Genomic DNA, 19579 nt, shown 5'->3' on the forward strand with positions numbered 1-19579 from the left:
AGACTAGGGCCTACTTTAATGATGATAATAAAATAACTTTTAACTTCAACTCTGTATGTACACTGCTGATGACATTCTGAATAAAATCAATACGTATATAGACAATCTCACTTACGAACGTAAGCCACAGAGTTTGTATGACCCTATAAAATACGTCCTCTCCTTGGGAGGAAAACGCATACGTCCTACGCTGATGCTCCTCTCTTATAATCTTTTTAAGGACGATCCCGAGACGATTCTCTCACCGGCTTGTGCCCTTGAGACTTATCATAACTATACACTTCTGCATGATGACTTGATGGATGATGCACCACTTCGACGTGGACAGCAGACCGTCCACGTGCGTTGGGATGCGAATACCGCTATCCTCTCCGGCGACTCAATGCTTGTATTGGCTTTTGAGCGAATGGAACAATGCGACAGCAAACACCTCCGTGAAGTGCTTCGCCTCTTTACTGTTACGGCACTTGAGATTGGTGAAGGACAGCAATACGACATGGAGTTTGAGCATCGCAATGATGTAAAGGAGGAAGAGTACATCGAGATGATTCGCTTGAAGACGAGTGTTCTCTTGGCTTGTGCGATGAAGATTGGTGCCATCCTTGCTGATGCACCAGCTGAAGATGTAGAGAATCTCTATAAGTTTGGAGAACAGATTGGTCTGGCTTTCCAGTTACAAGACGATTACCTTGACGTTTATGGCGACCCAAAGGTGTTTGGTAAGAAGATAGGTGGTGATATTGTCTGCAACAAGAAGACTTACATGCTCATCAATGCTTTCAACAAGGCAAATGCCCGTCAGCGTAAAGAGTTAGAGAAGTGGTTTAACTGCGAAAACTTTAATCATGAAGAGAAAGTAGCTGCTGTCACCAATCTTTATAATAATATAGGTGTTGATAAGATGGCGATTGAGCGCATCAACTATTATTTTGATGAGGCTAACAAATACCTCTCCGCAGTGAACTTGCCTGATGAACGTAAGGTAGAACTGTTAGCTTATGCACAGAAGATGATGCATAGGAAAAGGTAAAAAGCCCCACCCCGCCCCACCCCGACCCTCCCCGAAAGGGGAGGGAGGCAAATAGGATAAGGTTAGGATAAAGTATAATAGGTGCATTGATTACTGAGAAATATTACTCATCAAGACTTATCATCCAACAAAACGTCAACACCCAATATTCAACACCTATCACCCAATACCCCTACATAACATCAATACCCAACACCCAACATTTAACACCCCTACATAACATCAACACCCATCACCCATCACCCATCACCCAATGATAATAGACACCCACGCTCATTTAGATGTAGAAGATTTTGCTGACGACCTCCCCGAGGTTATCAGTCGTGCTCGTGAAGCAGGAGTAGGAAAGATATTCCTTCCAGCTATCGACCAGAAATCTATAGATACTGTCTTGGCTGTTTGCCGGCAGTATCCTGATATCTGCTATCCGATGATTGGACTGCAGCCAGAGGAGGTGTGTGATGACTGGCGTGAAGTTTTGGATGTTATGCACGAACGAATCTTACAATCTGTCCGTGAGAAGGCTGAAGGCACAGCACTGCCTGGTGAGACAGTCATTGCCATTGGTGAGGTAGGACTCGATTTTTATTGGACACGTGAGTACGAGAAGCAGCAGCTTGCCGCCTTTGAGGAGGCTGTGAAATGGAGTGTTGAGACACGTCTGCCGTTGATGATACATTGTCGTAAGGCACAGAACGAGATGTTGCATATCATGCGCCCGTATGCGGAGGACTTGCCCGGTGGCGTCTTCCATTGTTTTACTGGCAATCAGAAAGAGGCAGAGGCCTTCCTCTGTTTCGATCGTTTCATGCTTGGCATAGGTGGCGTATCAACCTTTAAGAGTAGCCATCTGCGTGAGGACTTACCTGCAGCAGTACCACTCAACCGCATCGTCCTTGAAACCGATAGCCCTTATATGGCTCCTGTTCCGCATCGTGGCAAACGCAATGAGAGTGCCTTCATCGTTGAAGTTATGCGCACCCTTGCCGCAAGTTATGGTGTCGATGAAGCCGAGGTTGCCCGCCAAACGAATGAGAATGTACGTAGGGTGTTTGGTGTTGAATGATGGGTGATAATGAATTGACAAGCTGTGTGTAGCAATAAACAGATCAAACAATGGTAATCATAATTGTGAATTATGAATTGTGAATTATGAATTAACAAAGTATATGAAGAAAATAACCATCGCCATTGACGGCTTTTCATCATGTGGGAAGAGTACGATGGCAAAAGACCTTGCCAAGGAGATTGGCTATATTTATGTAGATACAGGTGCAATGTATCGTTCGGTGACGCTCTATGCGCTACGCCATAAACTCTTCAATGCGGATGGAACAATTCGTGAGAAAGAGTTGCAAGAGCAGATGGAGAACATCAACATCAGTTTTCAAATCAATAAGGAAACTGGTAGGCCTGACACCTATCTCAATGGTGAGAATGTGGAGAACGAAATCCGTATGATGGAAGTGTCATCACACGTGAGCCCTATTGCCACCCTTGCCTTTGTGCGTAAAGCCCTTGTTGAACAGCAGCAGCGTATGGGAGTAGAGAAAGGGATTGTGATGGACGGGCGAGACATAGGCACCGTTGTCTTTCCAAATGCTGAGTTGAAGATATTCGTTACAGCATCAGCTGAGGTACGTGCGCAGCGTCGTTATGACGAATTGAAGGCGAAAGGTATGGAAGCCGATTATGCTGACATCCTTAAGAATGTGCAGGAACGTGATTATCTCGATTCACATCGTGAGACGTCACCCCTGCGTAAAGCTGATGATGCCATCGAACTTGATAACAGCCACCTCACAATAGCTGAACAAAAGAAGTGGCTTTACGACCAGTATTGCAAAGCTGCCGAGGTTTAATAGAAAGCCTTTTTCTATAATGTGCGGATGCTCAGCACCAATGGTGTTAAGCCTCCGCACTTTTTTATATGTAACTAACAGTATAGCAGTTTGTTAGGATGACACGTCAATGCCATGATAATTTCTGATTCATCCGATATATTGAATGAAGAAGTAAGTCCTCCGATAAAATGTGTCACACAGGGGAAGGAAGATGCAGAGGTAAACATCATCCCCCATCACTCTGCACCCAATACCCAAAGACGTATGAATTAAGAAATACTAAAATCCACATAATTATATATTGTTCAGACGGCTATCTCAACTTAAAATGTTATCTTTGCACTTATGAAGTTAAAAAAGATAATACTGCTCATAGTCTGCATATTCTCTTTTGCAGGACTTAAGGCACAATATACTATTCAATGCGAAGACACCTGTAGCCATGTCCATGGGCTCGATATGAGTCATTACCAAGGTGATGTGTGGTGGGAAACAGTGGCTGAGAACAGCAATCACAAGCTTAATTACGTTTACTTGAAAGCTACTGAAGGTGGTTCACGCATTGACCAGCGCTATCTCGATAATATTGAAGCGGCACAACGTTATGGTATGAATGTGGGGTCTTACCACTTCTATCGTCCTGCGGTGCCACAAGATGAGCAGTTGCGTAATTTCAGAATGCAGTGTCGTCCACAAGATCAAGACCTCATCCCAATGGTTGATGTTGAGACAACTGGTGGACTTAGTACAGAGGCGTTACGCGATAGTTTGCAAAGGTTCCTTGTCCTGATGACGAAGGAATATGGTGTCAGACCATTGGTTTACACCTACACAAACTTCTATAATCGTTACCTCAGTGGTGCGTTAGATGGCTATAAACTCTTCATTGCACAGTATAATGGGCGTGAACCTGAACTGAATGATGGAAGAGACATTTTTGCTTGGCAATACACTGGAAAGGGACGTATCAACGGCGTGAACGGATATGTTGATAAATCCCGACTGATGGGTAAGCATAGTATGCGTGAACTGCGTTACCGACGAAGGCGATAGCTGCAAAACAAAGAGACAAAAATAGAAAATTATCCCACTACTATAATCTTACGTTAGATAAATGATTATCAAATGCCCTGAATGTGGTCATCAAGTGAGCGATAAGGCTCCCGTATGCCCAAGTTGCGGTGTAGAGATTGCCGGACATGTCATCAAATGCTCTAATTGTGGTGAGTTATACCTCAAGGAGGAGTCTTCATGTCCGAATTGTCATCATACGGAACGACATGTTGAGTCTTCCGATACTACTGCTGAACACGCATCATTCGTCTCTACAAGCGATAACAGCGTTCAGGAGCCTGTTGTCTTCGTGTCAACTGATACAGAGCAGACTACTAAGAATGATAAGGTTGTCAACGCTGTTGAGGAAGCGAAAGAGAACACAGCGGATGATAATAATGCTAAGACACAAGATGCTTTTCATAATCCAACCCTCAGTGACAATGTGGTAGATGCTGACTTCATTATGGATGATAGTGCGGATGAAGGGGTGATAGCTCATGCCGAAGCCATTGCTGAGGAAAATGAGAAAGAAGAGAATAACACGCCTGATAAAAACAACCATTTGTCATTAGCTGTTTCTTTACTCATCGCAGCAATTACAGCTGCCGTATTGCTCTTCCTTTATAACCAAGGAGTGGGCATCAGTAAGACTAATAGTGAGCAAGAGGCTTTTGCACAAGCAATGAGTAGTAGCGAACCTACCGTTCTCAATAATTATCTCAAGGAGAATCCTACAGCGCCAAAGGCACATCGTGATAGTATTTCTATCCGTTTGAAGGAGTTGTCAACTACCTCTGAGAGTATGCAACAAGCAAATAACGACTTGTCTGTAGCCCTGACGAGCAACTCAAAGGAAGTGTTACAGCAGTTTATCTCGAAGTATCCTGATTCCAAGTATCGTAGCGAGTTTGAGGCTAAGATTGATGAGATGGATTGGGCACAAGCTGTTGCCAAGAACAACGAGAATGCTTTCCTTGGTTATAAGGCACAACATCCCAATGGCAGTCATAGCAAGGAAGCAGATGAGAAATTGAAAAGTCTGATGGGCACTACCGCTACCGCTGAGACTGAAAAAGCTGAAAAGCCTGAAGCCGTGGAGCTAAAGGTGTCTGAAGGTGAGCGCTCAAAGGCTGTTGCTGCTGTACGCCAACTCTTACAAGGTATTAATAGCAAGAGTAGCGATAAGATTGCTGGGGCTGTAGCACCCTCAGTAAACTTCCTTGGAGCAGGTGGCTCAACAGCTAAAGATATACGCCGTTATATGACGGATAAACTTTATCAGGCTGATGTTAAGAAACTCAATTGGCACCTTGGTCCACCAGCTGAAGTAAGTAAGACGAGCAATGAGGCTGGTGCCGAGGTTCGTGTGAAGATTCCTGCAACACTTGACATTGAGCGTAAGGGCGGAAAATCAAAGCGTAGCTATGTTATCTCTGCCACGATAAAGAATGGTAGAATAACACAAATTAGATGGTAGAACGTAAAGCATTTTACTCTTTTCCCATCTCTTTTGCGTTGATAACGTCCTTACTAATAGGGAATTGTTCTAATGTTGCCACCACTTGGTAACACTCTCGCCATGAGTTTTATTGCATAAGAAGATTAAAAAAAAGACCATTTCACAACTCTGAATTGAGGAGTGAGATGGTTTTTCTTTTTGATTCAGTATAAAGAAAGTAGGGAATTTCTTTAATTGATTAGTCTTGGCGCATTCGCATCATGGAAGGTTTTAAGTGTTGGGTGATGGGTGTTGAAGGAATGACACACGAAGACAGAGGGAAGGAGGTTTGTCCGTAAAACCATGGCAGGAACAGAGACACCACTGATGTGTGGAGGAAGGAGGACTGCTAATTAGTTCTCAATCTTATCGATTGTTGGCTTCTTAATCTCAGGGACAGGAGCCTTTACAACAGGTTCTGTCTGACCTTCTGGAACGTTAGGCACAATGACTGGTTCCTCTGGTTCTGTTGTCTCCGTTTGTTCAGAAGTCTCTTTCTTTGGCTTGTCTGTTTTCTTTTCCTCTTTTACTTCTTCCTTCTTCTCTTCTTCCTTTGTCAATACAGGAATCTTTGGACCGTTATCAATACCAATCACTTCTCCCGACATATCAACCTCATATTTACGTGGAGGAGCCATCTCGCGCGTCTCCATGAGAATAGCAAGTAGGATTGTACCCACAAATAACACGATGGCACAGATGGATACGGGTATCTTATAAGTTCGTTTCTTCTTCATCATCTTTCGTTTCTTTCAGTAGCTCTCTTCCCTTATTCGGTAATTTGTACACAATAGGGTAGTGGCTGTTGGAGGGTTAGAAAACTGATGGTTGGCTGGTTGTCCTTCGTACAAATCAGCGTACTATTATCACCTTTCACCGCCTTTCCCATGTCATAACCTAATGTCTTTACCTGTGCTTGCAAGCCTGCAAAGGCTGTGCGATTAAAGACATATACATAGACTGTCTTGCCGTTTTGTGCTAACTGCACCATACTAGAGTTACCACGTTTCATCGTTGTAGGGAGGAAGTCACTTGTTAGGTTCATATTCTTTACCCAGTTGTAATCCTTCCCAAACTCGTCAGATGAAACCCCTTTATAGCTATAGCCTTGCTTCTCAAGTACTTGTTTGCCAACCTGCAACGTCTTTCCTTGAAAAACCTTTATGGCATCTGCGATTGAAACAATATCCTTTTGGGCCTGCATTCCCATTGTAAAGAGAAGGGTAGTAAGTAAGAGTAGTATCTTTTTCATTTTATTCTTTCGTTTATTCCGTGTCAATTCGTTACATCTCGTGTTTTGATGCAACCCCACTATGACACGTTACAAAAGTATGAAAAATAAAGAGAATGAGCAAGAAAAGAATGAAAAAACAAGTCAGTGTGTGCGCAAGTTTGAAAGTTGCAGAGGTAACAAGGTTCAAAGAACAGATATGAGAATGTACAGAATGCATCGGATAAGTCAGATGAATATTCAAAGGTGCAATGAAATGAAATACAAAAAGCCCACCTCCAACCTCTCTACTCCGTAGAGGCTGGGGTGGGTTTTCTTATTTCGTTTATGAGAAAGTGTCTAAACCTTTAGGTCATTGATTTCTCTCTTTCTCTTTTTACTTTCTTACTTTTTTAGCTTTCTTTGCAGCTTTCTCCTCACGCATCTTTGTTATCGTAGCTTCCTTCTCTTTCGCACGTTGTCCTGCGACATGTGAAATCAGGTTGTCAAGCTCTACGGAAATAGCTTTGAAGCGTTCAAATTCTTCCTCGTTCTCAAACAGTCTGTCAACCATACATGAAGGGATGCACTTAGCTTCCTCCTGAAGTTCTTTTCCATGTTTCGTAAGAGATACGTAAGTCTCTCTTCCGTCAATCTCACCTTTAACACGATTGACCAAGCCAAGCTGTGCCATACGTTGAATGAGAGGTGTCATGGTGTTTGAGTCAAGATAAAGGCGGTGAGCAAGTTCCATCACTTTCTGGTTGTCTTCTTCCCAAAGAACCATTAATACAAGGTACTGTGGATAAGTGATGCCCAAGTTCTCAAGGAACGGATAATATGTCTGGGTGATAAGGCGGCTTGATGTGTACAATTTGAAGCAGAGTTGATTCTGCAATTTGAGTTGGTCGTATATCATACTTTTAATCCTTAATATTTTTATAACTTCTCAATAATGAAGTGGTTTACAATCATTTGTTACCTGAAATAATCTATTCGCTCTGCAAAGGTACAACAATTTATATTTATCGTGGTTGATGTAAGTAGGCATTTAACATAATTTGAGCAGTCAGAACAATGCTTTAATGACATAAATCAATGACAAGCGGCCATAAACAATACAAAATGTTTATGACCGCTTGTGGGTTATTTAAAAGTTCTTGCCTTACTTATTCAAAGTAATAAAGGAAGGTAGCAATACCCTCAAGTGCTGGCTTACGCTCGCCTTCAATCTCAATCTGGAACTTAATACCAGCCTTGCAGACACCACGAAGATTCTCAATGCTATTGAGTGTGGCAACAAGACGGACACGTGAGTTCACGAGGACTGGACGGCCAAAGCGCATCTTATCCATACCATAGTTGACCATCATCTTAAGGTTATTCACCTCCATAATCTCCTGCCACATGTGTGGGAGCAATGAAAGTGTTAGATAGCCATGAGCAATTGTACTCTTGAATTGGCTCTCTACAGCTGCACGCTCTGTGTCAACATGAATCCACTGATGGTCAAGCGTTGCATCAGCAAAGAGGTTAATTCTCTCCTGATCAACGAGTAACCACTCGCTCTCACCAAGCTTCTCACCCAATCGGGCAGCAAGCTCATCGTAATTGTTTACTGTTAATTTTGCCATAGTTTTGTTGTATGTAATTTCTACATTACTACGTATGATAGCTTCTTATTACCCTGCCTGCTCCTCCTTATTTATATATAAGGTAAGCAGAATTGGCTATCATTCAATGTACAAAAGTACAAAAAAACTTCCAATTACCCAAATGGGCTTAATTTACTGAGCCGATTTAAGAAACTGACCGCTGTACACGCTATGCACGCTCCTTACCTTCTACAGCAACGACATTGCCACGTATGAACGACATCTGCACCTGATTAAACCACAATCTTGGGTTTAAAGCCTTCACGGCTGTGGAGTAGTTAGGATAATTTTTTAATGATGAATTCTGAATTAACAAACCTTTCTGCTTTATTTCAACATTTTTTTATAATTTTGCTCCCATCATGAGATATACTGTCAAATGCAATAACTGCGGTCACGATTTTGTGGCTGAGACTGAAAGTTATGGTACAATGAAATATCGTTGTCCTTATTGTGGTGATGTGTTGAACTGCAGGTTTGATGCGCCAAAGTCTTTTCGTACCCACGCTCGTTCTGTTATTCCTTTGGCTGATGCGTCCCCTATTGAGGTAAAGAAAGCCAAGCAGCTTCCTACCGTTTCAACTCAGCTCATTAACTCGCCTTCAAAAGAGAAACTTGCTGAGATGAGACATAAGTTGGTTGAGGCATCCCAGCGTGCCTTGCATGTCTCAAAGCAGGCTGGTGAGAAACTGATGAATGCAACCGAAACGACCAGTGAGTTTGTTACAAAATCCTCTTCACGTCTTCGTCGTTTTCAAGAGAAATATACTGATGGCGACCTGTGGATATTCTTTGGTTTCAGCTTTGTATTTATCCTCTCGGTGATTGTGGGACTTTTCCTTTGTGCTGAAGCGGCTAAACTGCTCTCAGAGGGGCACTCCTGGTTGTTTAAGAACTATATTGAAATCAAAAATTCGTTCTAAACAACGTTATTCACTGATGCTAATGTTTCCCATTGTTTTTAGAACCCAATAAGTAATATTGGACGTACAGAATGATAAATTAATGCCTCTATAACAAATCGTGTGGGTTGTGTGTTGATATTCCACCGGTTTGGTGCGGGTGCTTAGCACATGTGGTGCGGATGCTTAGCACATTTGGTGCGGATGGTATGCACAACATGTGCGAAGGGTTAACACCATTGCTGTATATGGAAGGGTAGTGATTTAATGTGCGTTAAGCGTATTAAAACTAAGGTCTATCTGAAGTTATGTTTAGTTTTTTGACAATATTTTTAGGCTCTATAACGAATTACCCACACGATTCGTTATAGAGCCGTCATTATTGATTATCAATAAGTTACATAAATAGATATATACAAATTCTGGTAAAGAATGTCATTTCGAGCCTTTTTGCCACAATGTTACGTTTATAAGCTCTTGATATTCAACGCTTATTATCGTTGAATAGTTACTGTCGCAAACAGAAGTGTTATAAAATCTAAAATAATCAGCAAGGCGAGCAATTATTACACTTTTGTGTAGAGTATATATGCTTTATTACATCTACTTTTGCCTAAAATAACTATTTCGTTATGGAAGAAAGATACAGCAGAAACAGGCTCTATGTGAGCGAAAGAGAACAAAGCGTCATCAAGGATTATAAGATATTCCTTGGTGGTGCAGGTATTGGCAGTATTATCTCAGAATGCGCTTTAAGATTTGGTTTCGAACATATCACCATCGTTGATGGCGACAAGGTGGAGGAAAGCAACCTTAATAGGCAGAACTATACGGAGCAAGATATTGGCAGATACAAGGCGGAATGTTTGGCAGAGCGTTTGCAAAGTATCAATCCTGATGCGCAGATAGATTACCATACAGAGTTCTTGACTCCTGATAACATCGAAGAGATGCTGAATGGGCATGGTGTGGCTATCAATGCATTGGACTTTAAGGACGATACGCCTTTTGTCTTTGATAGGATTTGCAAGGAAAGAAAAATCCCAGTACTACACCCATACAACTTTGGTTGGGCTGGCTTTGTTACGGTTGTAGACCCATTGGGGCATTCTTTATCTGAACTGACTGAAGAGCCAAAGGGATTTGAATTAAAGGTAGCTGAGTATGTTACCGGACACGGGGCTTTTTGGAATCAACCTAAAGAGTGGTTAGACAAAATTGTAACCCAATATAAAAAGGAAAGCGAAATGCTCCCACCTCCGCAACTGTCCATAGCATCATGGATTGCAGCAGGCTTGTGTACAACGGCAATGTACAATCTTGCTACAGGAAAACCTGTGAACTATTTTCCTAAATTCTATCTCTCTTCGCTTTTGCCGTAAGTTATTTTTTCAGAAGAGTTTGTTTAAGGTAGCTCTTGAAATAGCTTCGGTGATATTCGTCACGCCTAATTTGTCAAAGGCGTGGCGTTTATAGGTTTTGATAGAATCTAACGAGCGGCACATTCTGTTCGCAATTTCCGTCATGGTAAGCCCTGCTGCTGACAACCGTAGCACTTCAAGTTCTTCTTCTTTGAGTGATATTCCATCACATTCTTTCCACCGATGTCCTTCGAAAGAATATTTCCAATAGTTAAGATTACCCTTTTTGTGAAACTCTACATGTCCCACTGTTTTATGTGAAGATAGTGATACGACACACATACCAATCCATATCTTGCCTTCATCTGTCAATAGAATGGGAGTAAGCTGGTGATTAATCAACTTACTTTTTGTTCCACTCTTCAGGTGAAAATGATATGACATGGAACATTGGTATTTATCAACATTGTCGAAAGTATCAAAGAACTTAAACCCACTTTTATTCAGCTCAACAAGCATTTTTAGTTCTTCCTCTGGTACATATTTCAAATAAAAACTATACCCCAATTCCTTCACCTCCTTTGCTGTATGACCACAAAGAAACAAAGGATTATCTGATACATAAAGAAACTCCTGCTTATAATAGTCTATCAAATAAATGCTCTGATAGGTTACACGTGCAAAGGACTCTACTGTATGAATCAATGTTGACAATACATTTGAATCGTAATCTGGTGCATTACGCACGGTGTTCGATGCTATAAAGAAATCTTTTATGTCTGTCATATATGCTAAACGTGCTAAGGTTCTCTGATATATTTCACTACAAAAGTACATTTTTAATGTGGAATACCGCAAAAAGATTACACAAAAGTGTAAAAAACAAAGAGAGAAATGCAGATTTACACAAAAGTGTAATAGGTGATATTTGCATAAGAAGTATTTTTGCCATATAAATCAAGAAACAAAAAGCATTATGGAAAAACAGATTGCAACATTTAAGGACTACGCCATCTTCATGGCAGACAAAACGAGTCTGTTGGAAATAGCACAGTTTGTGGTCAAGGAAAATTACTCTCATCACTTATCTTCATTTACAGAGAAAGAAGTAAATGAAGATATCAAATCAGTGCTTGAAGAAGAGGAATATCTGTATGATAACAAATCTCATATCTATATTGCAAGGGATGCCTTTGGGAAAATTATTGGCTGCATCAGGAGTTTTCATTGGGATAAACACAAGATTCTTCCTATCGAAAAAATATATGGGATAAACCCACTAAATGCTATTCACCAGGAAAGTAAATATAGTTTTTGGCATATAGGACGCTTTGCCGTTGCAAAGGATTCGGGAATATCCACATTGACATTGTTCAAGCGGTTAATGGCATTGGCAGTAAAACCGATAGTAGAGGACAAGTACAGCTATATGATAGCAGAGATTGACTGCAAACTATTGAAAGTAATGAAGGTGTTGGGATTTGGTACACGTCAAATCGGAAAATCCATCGAATATCTGACATCGGAGACTGTTCCTGTATGTTCCAGTAAGAGAGGTATTATGGGCTTCTTTCCCAGATATGGTGAACTTTGCAAGGCTGCATGATTACACTTTTGTGTAATATTTCAGACAACAAATTCAGAATTACACAAAAGTGTAACGATATAATTTGGAGATATAAATATATTTGCAACATCAAAAAGATAATCAAGTCGACAAGATTATAAAATAGACCCAACTGTCAAAAGGAGCAATGCCGGAAGCTTTAAGATGGCAAAATAAATAATAAAAAATGAAAAATAATGAAATTGAAAGTTTACTTCTTGCCGAGATGGAAGAAGTAACAGGCGGAAGTATGGGAACATGTGTCTGTGAAAATGGTGGTGCTGGAGAGACCGTTGTTATAATCCGAGATGATTCCAGCAATGATGGTAGCATTTTAACTTAATTTCTCTATGATAGTATGCACACTTTACCGTGTGCATACCATCTTTAACTATTATACATATGAAATATCTACGACTAAATTCTCAATACGCTGTAAGAAATGAGAAGAATTGTTCTTATATTATTAAGAGACACCAGCAGATAGACAAAGAAATAGACAACTTAACTCCTGGTATTACGATGATTCCCCCATTTATTGGTTATATTTTATCGGAGATCGGTAAAAATTATAAAGAAGTATCTATTTTGAAAATAGCCAAAAATTTAGGGGTACAGGATAGTAGCCTTAAACTGTTTCTGGATAAAATAACCAATACAAATGCAAAGAAGATTGTTGTTAATGGAAGTAATGTGATTTTACCCAAAAATCTTCTAGTATTTAGTAACAATATTGATGAAAATTTTTATATAACTTCTGCTGATTTTAAATATTCTCAATATTTCGACACAAAGCGTCCATCTATTCCTCTCAATATTACCTTTATGGTAACCACTAAGTGTACTACAGATTGTATATATTGTTATGCTAAACGTAATTTTAAAAAGGAATTATCACTTACTGAAATAATTTCTACAATGAGAGAATGTCATGATATTGGGGTTGTAAATTTAGGAATCACAGGAGGCGATATATTTGCGTATCCACATTGGCGTGTAATTGTTGAAAAGGCTATGCAATTTGGTTATCATCCTTTTATTTCTACTAAGACTCCAATAACAAAAGAAGATGTTACTTTCTTAAAAGGTACAGGCATCACTGATTTACAATTTTCTATTGATTCATTATCACTAGAAACACTTAGGTATATGGTAAAATCGCCCAAAAATTATTTGGATAAGCTGAAAGAAATGTTCAAAGCGTGCCAAGAGCTTGATATAAAACTTGATGTAAGAAGTGTTATTATCAACAAAAATGGTAATCTCTATAACTTCAAGGAATTATATGCCTTTCTGATTCAGTTTAACAATATAAAAAGTTGGGCAATAACACCTGCATTTTATTCTGAGTTTAAAGAAAAATATAAATACATACAACCAGATAATATTCAACTATCAACTATCTCCAAATATATAACCTCTTTAGGTTCCTCTTTCCCTATTTATCTTAACAAGATTAATCAATGTGGCTATACATTACGTAATTTCTCTACAGTTGAAGACTTTGTTAAGTGCAACCAAATATGTCATGCCAATAGCTTCATGATGGCTATCTTGGCAAATTGTCAGTGTACTCCTTGCGAGATGCTTTATGATAATCCTGAGTTTAGTTTAGGCAATATAAAAGAAAGTCAAATCTTTAACATTTGGAATTCATCAAAAGCACTTAAGCTCTTCAAACCTCAACAAGCTATGGTTTGCAATGCCTCCCCTTGCTCAACTTACAAAGTTTATACAAAATGTCGCTCCTCGATAGATAGGCGCGTTTGCTTTGTTGATATTGCAAAGACACTTGGAGTCGGCAAAGGAGAATTTCCAGACCCTCGATGTCCAGAGTCTGTTGAAATGGATGTAATACTTTAAAAATATAAGATTATGAAACGATTAATATTTATATTAATAACTCTATCTTTCCACTTTGCATGCAAAAGTCAAGATGTTCTTAAAGGAAAAATCGTAAATAAATACGGTGATGCTATTGAATATGCCAATATTGCATTATTAAAAGGTGACTCTACCTATATAAACGGTTGTGTAAGTGATAGTACTGGTTGTTTCCAGCATATCAAAACAGAATCAGCAGCACTTATAAGAGTATCCTATATTGGCTATCATACATCCCTTGTTAGCTTAAGAGATTTTAATGGAACTATTATCTTAGAGGAAAATGTGAATAAGTTGAAAGAAGTTGTTGTAAAATCAAATCGTTCAGTCTTTAAGAACACCCCCGATGGTTTATCGGTAAATATACAGGGCAGTCCTTTCGCTGCCCTTGGAGAAGCTAAAGACATTCTAGCTCAATTACCCTATCTTCACGTTGACGGCAACAAAATTAGTGTAATTGGAAAGGGAAGTCCTATAATCTACGTCAACAATAGGCAGATAATGGATAACAATGAACTTAATGGGCTGCGGAGTTCACAGATTAAATATATAAAAGTTATTACAAACCCTGGAAGTAGATTTTCTAATGATGTAAATGCCGTTATTTTTATAACAACTATACCTATCAATAAAAACGGACTAACAGGACTTGCTCAATGGACAGGTAGACAGAGAACAGATTTTTCCCAAACAGGATATTTAACATTTAACTATCATGTTAAGAATATAGATTTATTTGCATCTGTTAACTATATTACTGATCACCAAAAGCAAGATCAGCAGAACTTCATTTTGCTGCCTACACAACCCAATTTAACAAACATAGAAAGTGTCAGCAATCAGACTTACCAACCTAAACATCTAATCTCGTCTGCTGGAATCAACTATATGTCTCCAGATGGAAAGCTTTCCTCGGGAATAAGGTATAATTTTTCGAAAACGATAGGAGTTCCTTTCATGCAAAATACTACCAACATCATTATATCAAAGGATAAACAAGATAATTTTAAAACCTCGCTAGAACAGAATAGTCATGGTTATACGCACTACATAAACTCCTACATACGAAATGAGTTTAGAAACGCTTCTATCTTAGATATTGACTTATCGTATGTATCGTCGAATATAAAAACAACTTTATCAACGCAAGAAGATGGTAGAGAGGGTGAACTAATTGTTTCTAGCGTAACGGATAGAAAAGCACAATTATTCGCAGAACGTGCGTCGTGGACTTATCCATCAACACTTTTTTCGCTTACGTTTGGAAATGAATATACCTACACAGATAACAAACAGGACTTTAATCTTTTCGGGAATCCGCTAATTAAGACCATTCAGTCTTCACAAAATAGCTCGCATCAGCATGCGCTAGTTTTTTTTGTTGAGTCACAAAGAAACTGGACTAAATATCTAAGCACCAATGTGGGACTAAGATATGACCATGTTAAGTTTGATTATTTCCTTAATCATGAGCGTCAAGCTATGCAAAGTAAATCATATAGCAATCTTATGCCAACTATCTCGCTGGCATACACAAGAGACAAACTCTCAATAGCTTTGTACTTTAGGTCTACGATCATGCGTCCTTCTTATCAGGAACTTCGTGCAAGCACAAGTTATAGTAATCGCTATTCGTACGAAAGTGGCAATCCATCCTTACAGCCTACTCATAAATATGATGCTGGATTTCGCTTTGGATACAAGGACTTATCATTTTCAATATCATATAACTATTACAAAGATGCCATAAGTTTTTATAAATACATGAATAGTGCTAACGAAGCAGCCATCAGCTCTTTCACCAACGAAGACTATAAGCTTGTAAGTGCATCGCTGTCATATTCTCCAAAAATCAAATGGTGGAGACCTAGTTTAACCCTCGAGGGTCGTTTACCCTATATGCGCTTAAATGAAATAAAATATAATTCAGCTCTTTTCATCTATTCCTTAAAGAATCTCATTACTCTTCCAAAGAGTTATTACGTAACGTTAAATATAGATGGAAACTCCTCGGGTAATATTATGTTAAGGAAAATAGCACCAGAAATATCTGTGTCATGCTCTGTAAACAAGCAATTTGGAAAACTACTTGTAAAACTAGGTGTAGATGATATATTCAAATCTAAGAAAGAAGCATGGAGCATATATTCTAACAACATATTCTCAAACAAAAAAATGAAATACGATTCAAGGGCTGTTTATTTTACACTGCAATATAACTTCAACTCGACTAAAAGTCGATACAAGGGAGGTAAGTCTGGAAATGATGAACGAGGAAGATTATAAATTAAAATATGAAAAAAAAAATAGTAGTATGCCGCCAGCACGATTCCATGCTATGCGGAGTGGCGTGCCTTAAAATGATATGCAAACATTATGGAAAGGAATTTTCTATATATTATTTATCAAAAATATGTAATGCTACCTCTGTAGGTGTATCTTTGTTAAGCATAGGGGAGGCTGTATCTACTTTAGGATTTACTTATACCTGTGGTAAAGCAAGTTTTCAAAAAATAAAAGTCATAACTTCTCCTTGCATTCTTCACTGGAACCAAAACCACTTCGTGGTATTATATAAGGTCAAGAATGGAAAGACATTCTATATTGCTGACCCAGGTAAAGGACTTATCAAGTACAACCTTGAGGAGTTTAAGAAGCACTGGATCAGCACTCAATCGGACGGTGAGGAAAAGGGGATTGCAATGTTCTTAGAACCCACACCAGCCTTTTATGAAAAGCAGACAGATGAACAGCCAACAGAGGAACGCTCATTTAAGTTCCTATTTGGCTATATCAAACAATACCGAAAATATTTCGGGCAGATTGTCTTAGGTTTGCTCGTGGGCAGTTTGTTACAGCTTATTCTGCCTTTCCTCACACAATCTATCGTGGATGTGGGAATCAAAAACCAGAATATCGGTTTTATATGGCTGATACTCTTAGGACAACTGATGCTTACCGTGAGCCGTACTGCCATCGACTTTATCCGTCGTTGGCTGCTGTTGCATATTTCGCTGCGCATAAACATCTCATTGGTAAGCGACTTCTTTATCAAGCTCTTAAAGCTCCCTATGTCGTTCTTCGATACAAAACTAATGGGCGATCTTATGCAGCGAATGGGTGACCACAGCCGTGTGAATACGTTTCTAACACAGCAAACGCTTAGCATCGTGTTCTCACTCTTTACCTTTGTAGTGTTCAGCATCGTGTTGCTTTCTTACAATTGGCTCATCTTTACCATCTTTATGTTGGGCAGCTTGCTTTATGGCGGTTGGCTTGCACTCTTCCTCAGGCGCAGAAAGGTACTCGACTACGAACTCTTTGAGCAGCAAGCCATCAACAACAACAAGACCTACGAGTTTATCACCTCCATGCAGGAGATAAAGCTCCAAGACTGCGAGCAGCGCAGACGCTGGGAATGGGAGGACGTGCAGGCAGACCTCTTTGGAGTGCAGATGAAATCGCTGAAACTCCAGCAGACACAAGAGGCGGGTAGCATCTTTATCAACGAACTCAAGAATATCGTTATTACCGTAGTGGCAGCTACTGCCGTCATTCACGGACAACTCACGCTGGGTATGATGCTTGCCGTGCAGTACATCATCGGACAACTCAACTCGCCTGTTGAGCAGTTGATGAGTTTCTTCTACTCCGTACAAGATGTAAAGATAAGTCTGGAACGTATCAATGAAATCCATCGTATGGACGATGAGAACGGAAAGCAAGGATTGGAAACAGCAGTGAAAGAAGAGGATAAGGGCATAGACCTTGAAAACGTAAACTTCAAATACGACCCACACGCACTAAAGATCATCATAGATGATGTTAGCCTCACTATCCCCAAAGGTAAGGTAACTGCTATTGTGGGCGCATCGGGAAGCGGTAAGACCACGCTCATCAAACTCATGCTGGGCTATTATCCTGTGCTGGGTGGACAAATTAATATTGGTGGAACAGATGTAAACACACTCAATAAAAAGTGGTGGCGCAGACAATGTGGCGTGGTGATGCAGGACGGCGTGATATTCTCCGAGGGTATTGCAAGGAACATTGCCGTAGATGATAGCGAGATTGACAAAGATAGATTGCAAAGGGCAGCCGAGATTGCTTGTATTCACGACTATGTAATGGGGCTACCCTTAAAATACAATACCAAGATAGGACGCGATGGCGTTGGCTTAAGCCAAGGACAGAAACAGCGCATCCTAATAGCAAGAGCCGTATATAAGAACCCTGACTATATCTTCCTTGACGAAGCCACCAACTCGCTCGACGCCAACAATGAGCGCATGATTGTAGAGCATCTGGATGAGTTCTACAAAGGCAAGACGGTGGTTATCGTAGCGCACCGCCTAAGTACGGTGAAGAATGCTGACCAGATAGTGGTATTGGATAAAGGCAAGGTGGTAGAAATTGGCAACCACGAAGCACTCACAGCAAAGCGGGGTGCATACTATAACCTTGTAAAGAATCAGTTAGAATTAGGCAACTAACAGCAGAAAGGAAGATTATGGCAGACAACAAGATAGAACTTCGCAGCGAGAAAGTAAGACATATCATTGGCGAGATACCGTCAAGGATTGTCCGTTATGGTATCACGATTATCACCATTGTGATATTGGGACTGCTGATTGGTGCATACTTTATACCTTATCCCGAAACCATCAGTGCAAAGGTGCAGATGACAAATGCCTATCAAGGCACAATAGCCATTCCTTATAAGTATGTGAATACGATGGCAAGCGGAATGACAGCAAACATCGAATTTGATGGTTACGATGCAGAGACATACGGAACAGCCAATGGTAAGATAATAGCCACATCGCATACACCCCGACAAACAGCAGCTGGCAGTGTGTTCACGGCACAGGTCAAGGTAACAGATTGCAAGTATAAACTCGTCAGCGGAATGGCAGGCACGGCAACTATACTTGTTAGCAATGAAAGCGTACTTCAAAGGATTGTCAAGCAAATAACAAATAGCATATAATTCCCTTTTTAATCGTAATAATGCGGTGAAAGAAAAAGGAAAACAATATAAATCATCAGTTATCCGTCTTTTCTATTAAGAATATCGGTGTTATCACGGACGCAGGCTTCTGTAATCTCTGACAGATATACTCTCTAAACAAATAGGCTTTCGTGCTGTTCAATAGAAAGGACAGGGCAATGATTATTGGAAGTGGATAAAGTGGTGCAACATTATAGAGGAGACTTACCTTATTACTTCAAATTCTAAGGCTCTATAACGAATCGTGTGGGTTGTTATTATAAAGATTGAAAGTGCTTTTATCATTAGTCTTTGTGTACTTATTCCTCTACCTATTTCTAGCGGGATGAAATAAGGTGTAATACTTAATGTGAAAATACGCTACAAGAGTTATAAAAGATATGCTTTTATCGGTTAATTTTCTTATGTAAAGTCTGTTTTGTTTGCTACATTCTTTATATCTTTGTAACTAAGAAAGGATTTCTTCAAGAGGCGGAGCCTGAAGTTTGGCTTGGTGGTGATAGACCTTTGATAGTCAATCCT

Annotated in this window: 19 protein-coding genes; 13 read left to right on the plus strand and 6 right to left on the minus strand. The window is 39.8% G+C overall.

Features of this window, described 5'->3' with window-relative positions:
- The first annotated feature begins 55 nt into the window (after window positions 1-55).
- The 5 genes from J4856_RS00505 (at window position 56) to J4856_RS00525 (ending at window position 5407) form a co-directional block, all read left to right on the plus strand.
- Entirely contained in the window at window positions 56-1030 is a 975-nt protein-coding gene (locus J4856_RS00505; protein ID WP_025839539.1) for a polyprenyl synthetase family protein, read from the plus strand.
- 253 nt (window positions 1031-1283) lie between these two features.
- Window positions 1284-2096: a TatD family hydrolase gene (locus tag J4856_RS00510; protein WP_044081224.1), complete on the plus strand. Its 813-nt coding sequence runs from the start codon at window positions 1284-1286 to the stop codon at window positions 2094-2096.
- A gap of 103 nt (window positions 2097-2199) precedes the next feature.
- A complete protein-coding gene (cmk, locus tag J4856_RS00515) occupies window positions 2200-2892 on the plus strand; it encodes a (d)CMP kinase (protein ID WP_025839537.1) in 693 nt (230 codons plus the stop codon).
- Between the two features lie 327 nt (window positions 2893-3219).
- On the plus strand, window positions 3220-3927 hold the full coding sequence (locus J4856_RS00520) for a glycoside hydrolase family 25 protein (protein ID WP_025839536.1): 708 nt from the start codon (window positions 3220-3222) through the stop codon (window positions 3925-3927).
- A 61-nt stretch (window positions 3928-3988) separates the two neighbouring features.
- Window positions 3989-5407, plus strand: a complete 1419-nt coding sequence (locus J4856_RS00525; RefSeq protein ID WP_065367989.1) for a zinc ribbon domain-containing protein — start codon at window positions 3989-3991, stop codon at window positions 5405-5407.
- Between the two features lie 374 nt (window positions 5408-5781).
- Here J4856_RS00525 and J4856_RS00530 read toward each other — a convergent pair whose 3' ends face one another.
- From J4856_RS00530 to J4856_RS00550, 5 genes are all read right to left on the minus strand, one after another.
- A complete protein-coding gene (locus J4856_RS00530; protein WP_025839534.1) occupies window positions 5782-6165 on the minus strand; it encodes a hypothetical protein in 384 nt (127 codons plus the stop codon).
- A gap of 32 nt (window positions 6166-6197) precedes the next feature.
- Window positions 6198-6680, minus strand: a complete 483-nt coding sequence (locus J4856_RS00535; RefSeq protein WP_025839532.1) for a hypothetical protein — start codon at window positions 6678-6680, stop codon at window positions 6198-6200.
- A gap of 355 nt (window positions 6681-7035) precedes the next feature.
- On the minus strand, window positions 7036-7557 hold the full coding sequence (locus tag J4856_RS00540; RefSeq protein WP_025839529.1) for a MarR family winged helix-turn-helix transcriptional regulator: 522 nt from the start codon (window positions 7555-7557) through the stop codon (window positions 7036-7038).
- A 250-nt stretch (window positions 7558-7807) separates the two neighbouring features.
- A complete protein-coding gene (locus J4856_RS00545) occupies window positions 7808-8272 on the minus strand; it encodes a MaoC family dehydratase (protein ID WP_025839527.1) in 465 nt (154 codons plus the stop codon).
- Window positions 8273-8462: 190 nt separating this feature from the next.
- Complete coding sequence (locus J4856_RS00550; RefSeq protein ID WP_156766855.1) at window positions 8463-8609, minus strand: hypothetical protein; 147 nt, start codon at window positions 8607-8609, stop codon at window positions 8463-8465.
- Window positions 8610-8655: 46 nt separating this feature from the next.
- On the opposite strand from J4856_RS00550, the gene J4856_RS00555 reads away from it, so the two are divergent.
- On the plus strand, window positions 8656-9216 hold the full coding sequence (locus tag J4856_RS00555) for a TFIIB-type zinc ribbon-containing protein (protein WP_025839525.1): 561 nt from the start codon (window positions 8656-8658) through the stop codon (window positions 9214-9216).
- 611 nt (window positions 9217-9827) lie between these two features.
- Window positions 9828-10577 carry a ThiF family adenylyltransferase gene (locus tag J4856_RS00560; protein WP_025839523.1) on the plus strand — a complete coding sequence of 250 codons (750 nt, stop codon included), beginning with the start codon at window positions 9828-9830 and terminating at the stop codon, window positions 10575-10577.
- Window positions 10578-10586: 9 nt separating this feature from the next.
- Here J4856_RS00560 and J4856_RS00565 read toward each other — a convergent pair whose 3' ends face one another.
- On the minus strand, window positions 10587-11342 hold the full coding sequence (locus J4856_RS00565) for a helix-turn-helix domain-containing protein (RefSeq protein WP_025839521.1): 756 nt from the start codon (window positions 11340-11342) through the stop codon (window positions 10587-10589).
- 190 nt (window positions 11343-11532) lie between these two features.
- Between J4856_RS00565 and J4856_RS00570 the strand changes: the two genes are divergently transcribed.
- The 6 genes from J4856_RS00570 (at window position 11533) to J4856_RS00595 (ending at window position 19036) form a co-directional block, all read left to right on the plus strand.
- Window positions 11533-12162 carry a hypothetical protein gene (locus J4856_RS00570; protein WP_025839519.1) on the plus strand — a complete coding sequence of 210 codons (630 nt, stop codon included), beginning with the start codon at window positions 11533-11535 and terminating at the stop codon, window positions 12160-12162.
- A 187-nt stretch (window positions 12163-12349) separates the two neighbouring features.
- Window positions 12350-12505, plus strand: a complete 156-nt coding sequence (locus J4856_RS00575; RefSeq protein WP_155273310.1) for a hypothetical protein — start codon at window positions 12350-12352, stop codon at window positions 12503-12505.
- A gap of 59 nt (window positions 12506-12564) precedes the next feature.
- Window positions 12565-14025, plus strand: a complete 1461-nt coding sequence (locus tag J4856_RS00580; protein ID WP_025839516.1) for a radical SAM protein — start codon at window positions 12565-12567, stop codon at window positions 14023-14025.
- A 12-nt stretch (window positions 14026-14037) separates the two neighbouring features.
- Window positions 14038-16332 carry an outer membrane beta-barrel family protein gene (locus tag J4856_RS00585; protein ID WP_025839514.1) on the plus strand — a complete coding sequence of 765 codons (2295 nt, stop codon included), beginning with the start codon at window positions 14038-14040 and terminating at the stop codon, window positions 16330-16332.
- Window positions 16333-16340: 8 nt separating this feature from the next.
- Window positions 16341-18539, plus strand: coding sequence for a peptidase domain-containing ABC transporter (locus tag J4856_RS00590; RefSeq protein ID WP_065367990.1), 2199 nt, complete (start codon window positions 16341-16343; stop codon window positions 18537-18539).
- Between the two features lie 17 nt (window positions 18540-18556).
- Window positions 18557-19036 carry an HlyD family efflux transporter periplasmic adaptor subunit gene (locus J4856_RS00595; protein ID WP_065367941.1) on the plus strand — a complete coding sequence of 160 codons (480 nt, stop codon included), beginning with the start codon at window positions 18557-18559 and terminating at the stop codon, window positions 19034-19036.
- The last annotated feature ends 543 nt before the right edge of the window (window positions 19037-19579 follow it).

This window comes from Prevotella scopos JCM 17725 (genome assembly GCF_018127785.1).
In the GTDB taxonomy this organism is placed as follows: Bacteria; Bacteroidota; Bacteroidia; order Bacteroidales; family Bacteroidaceae; genus Prevotella; species Prevotella scopos.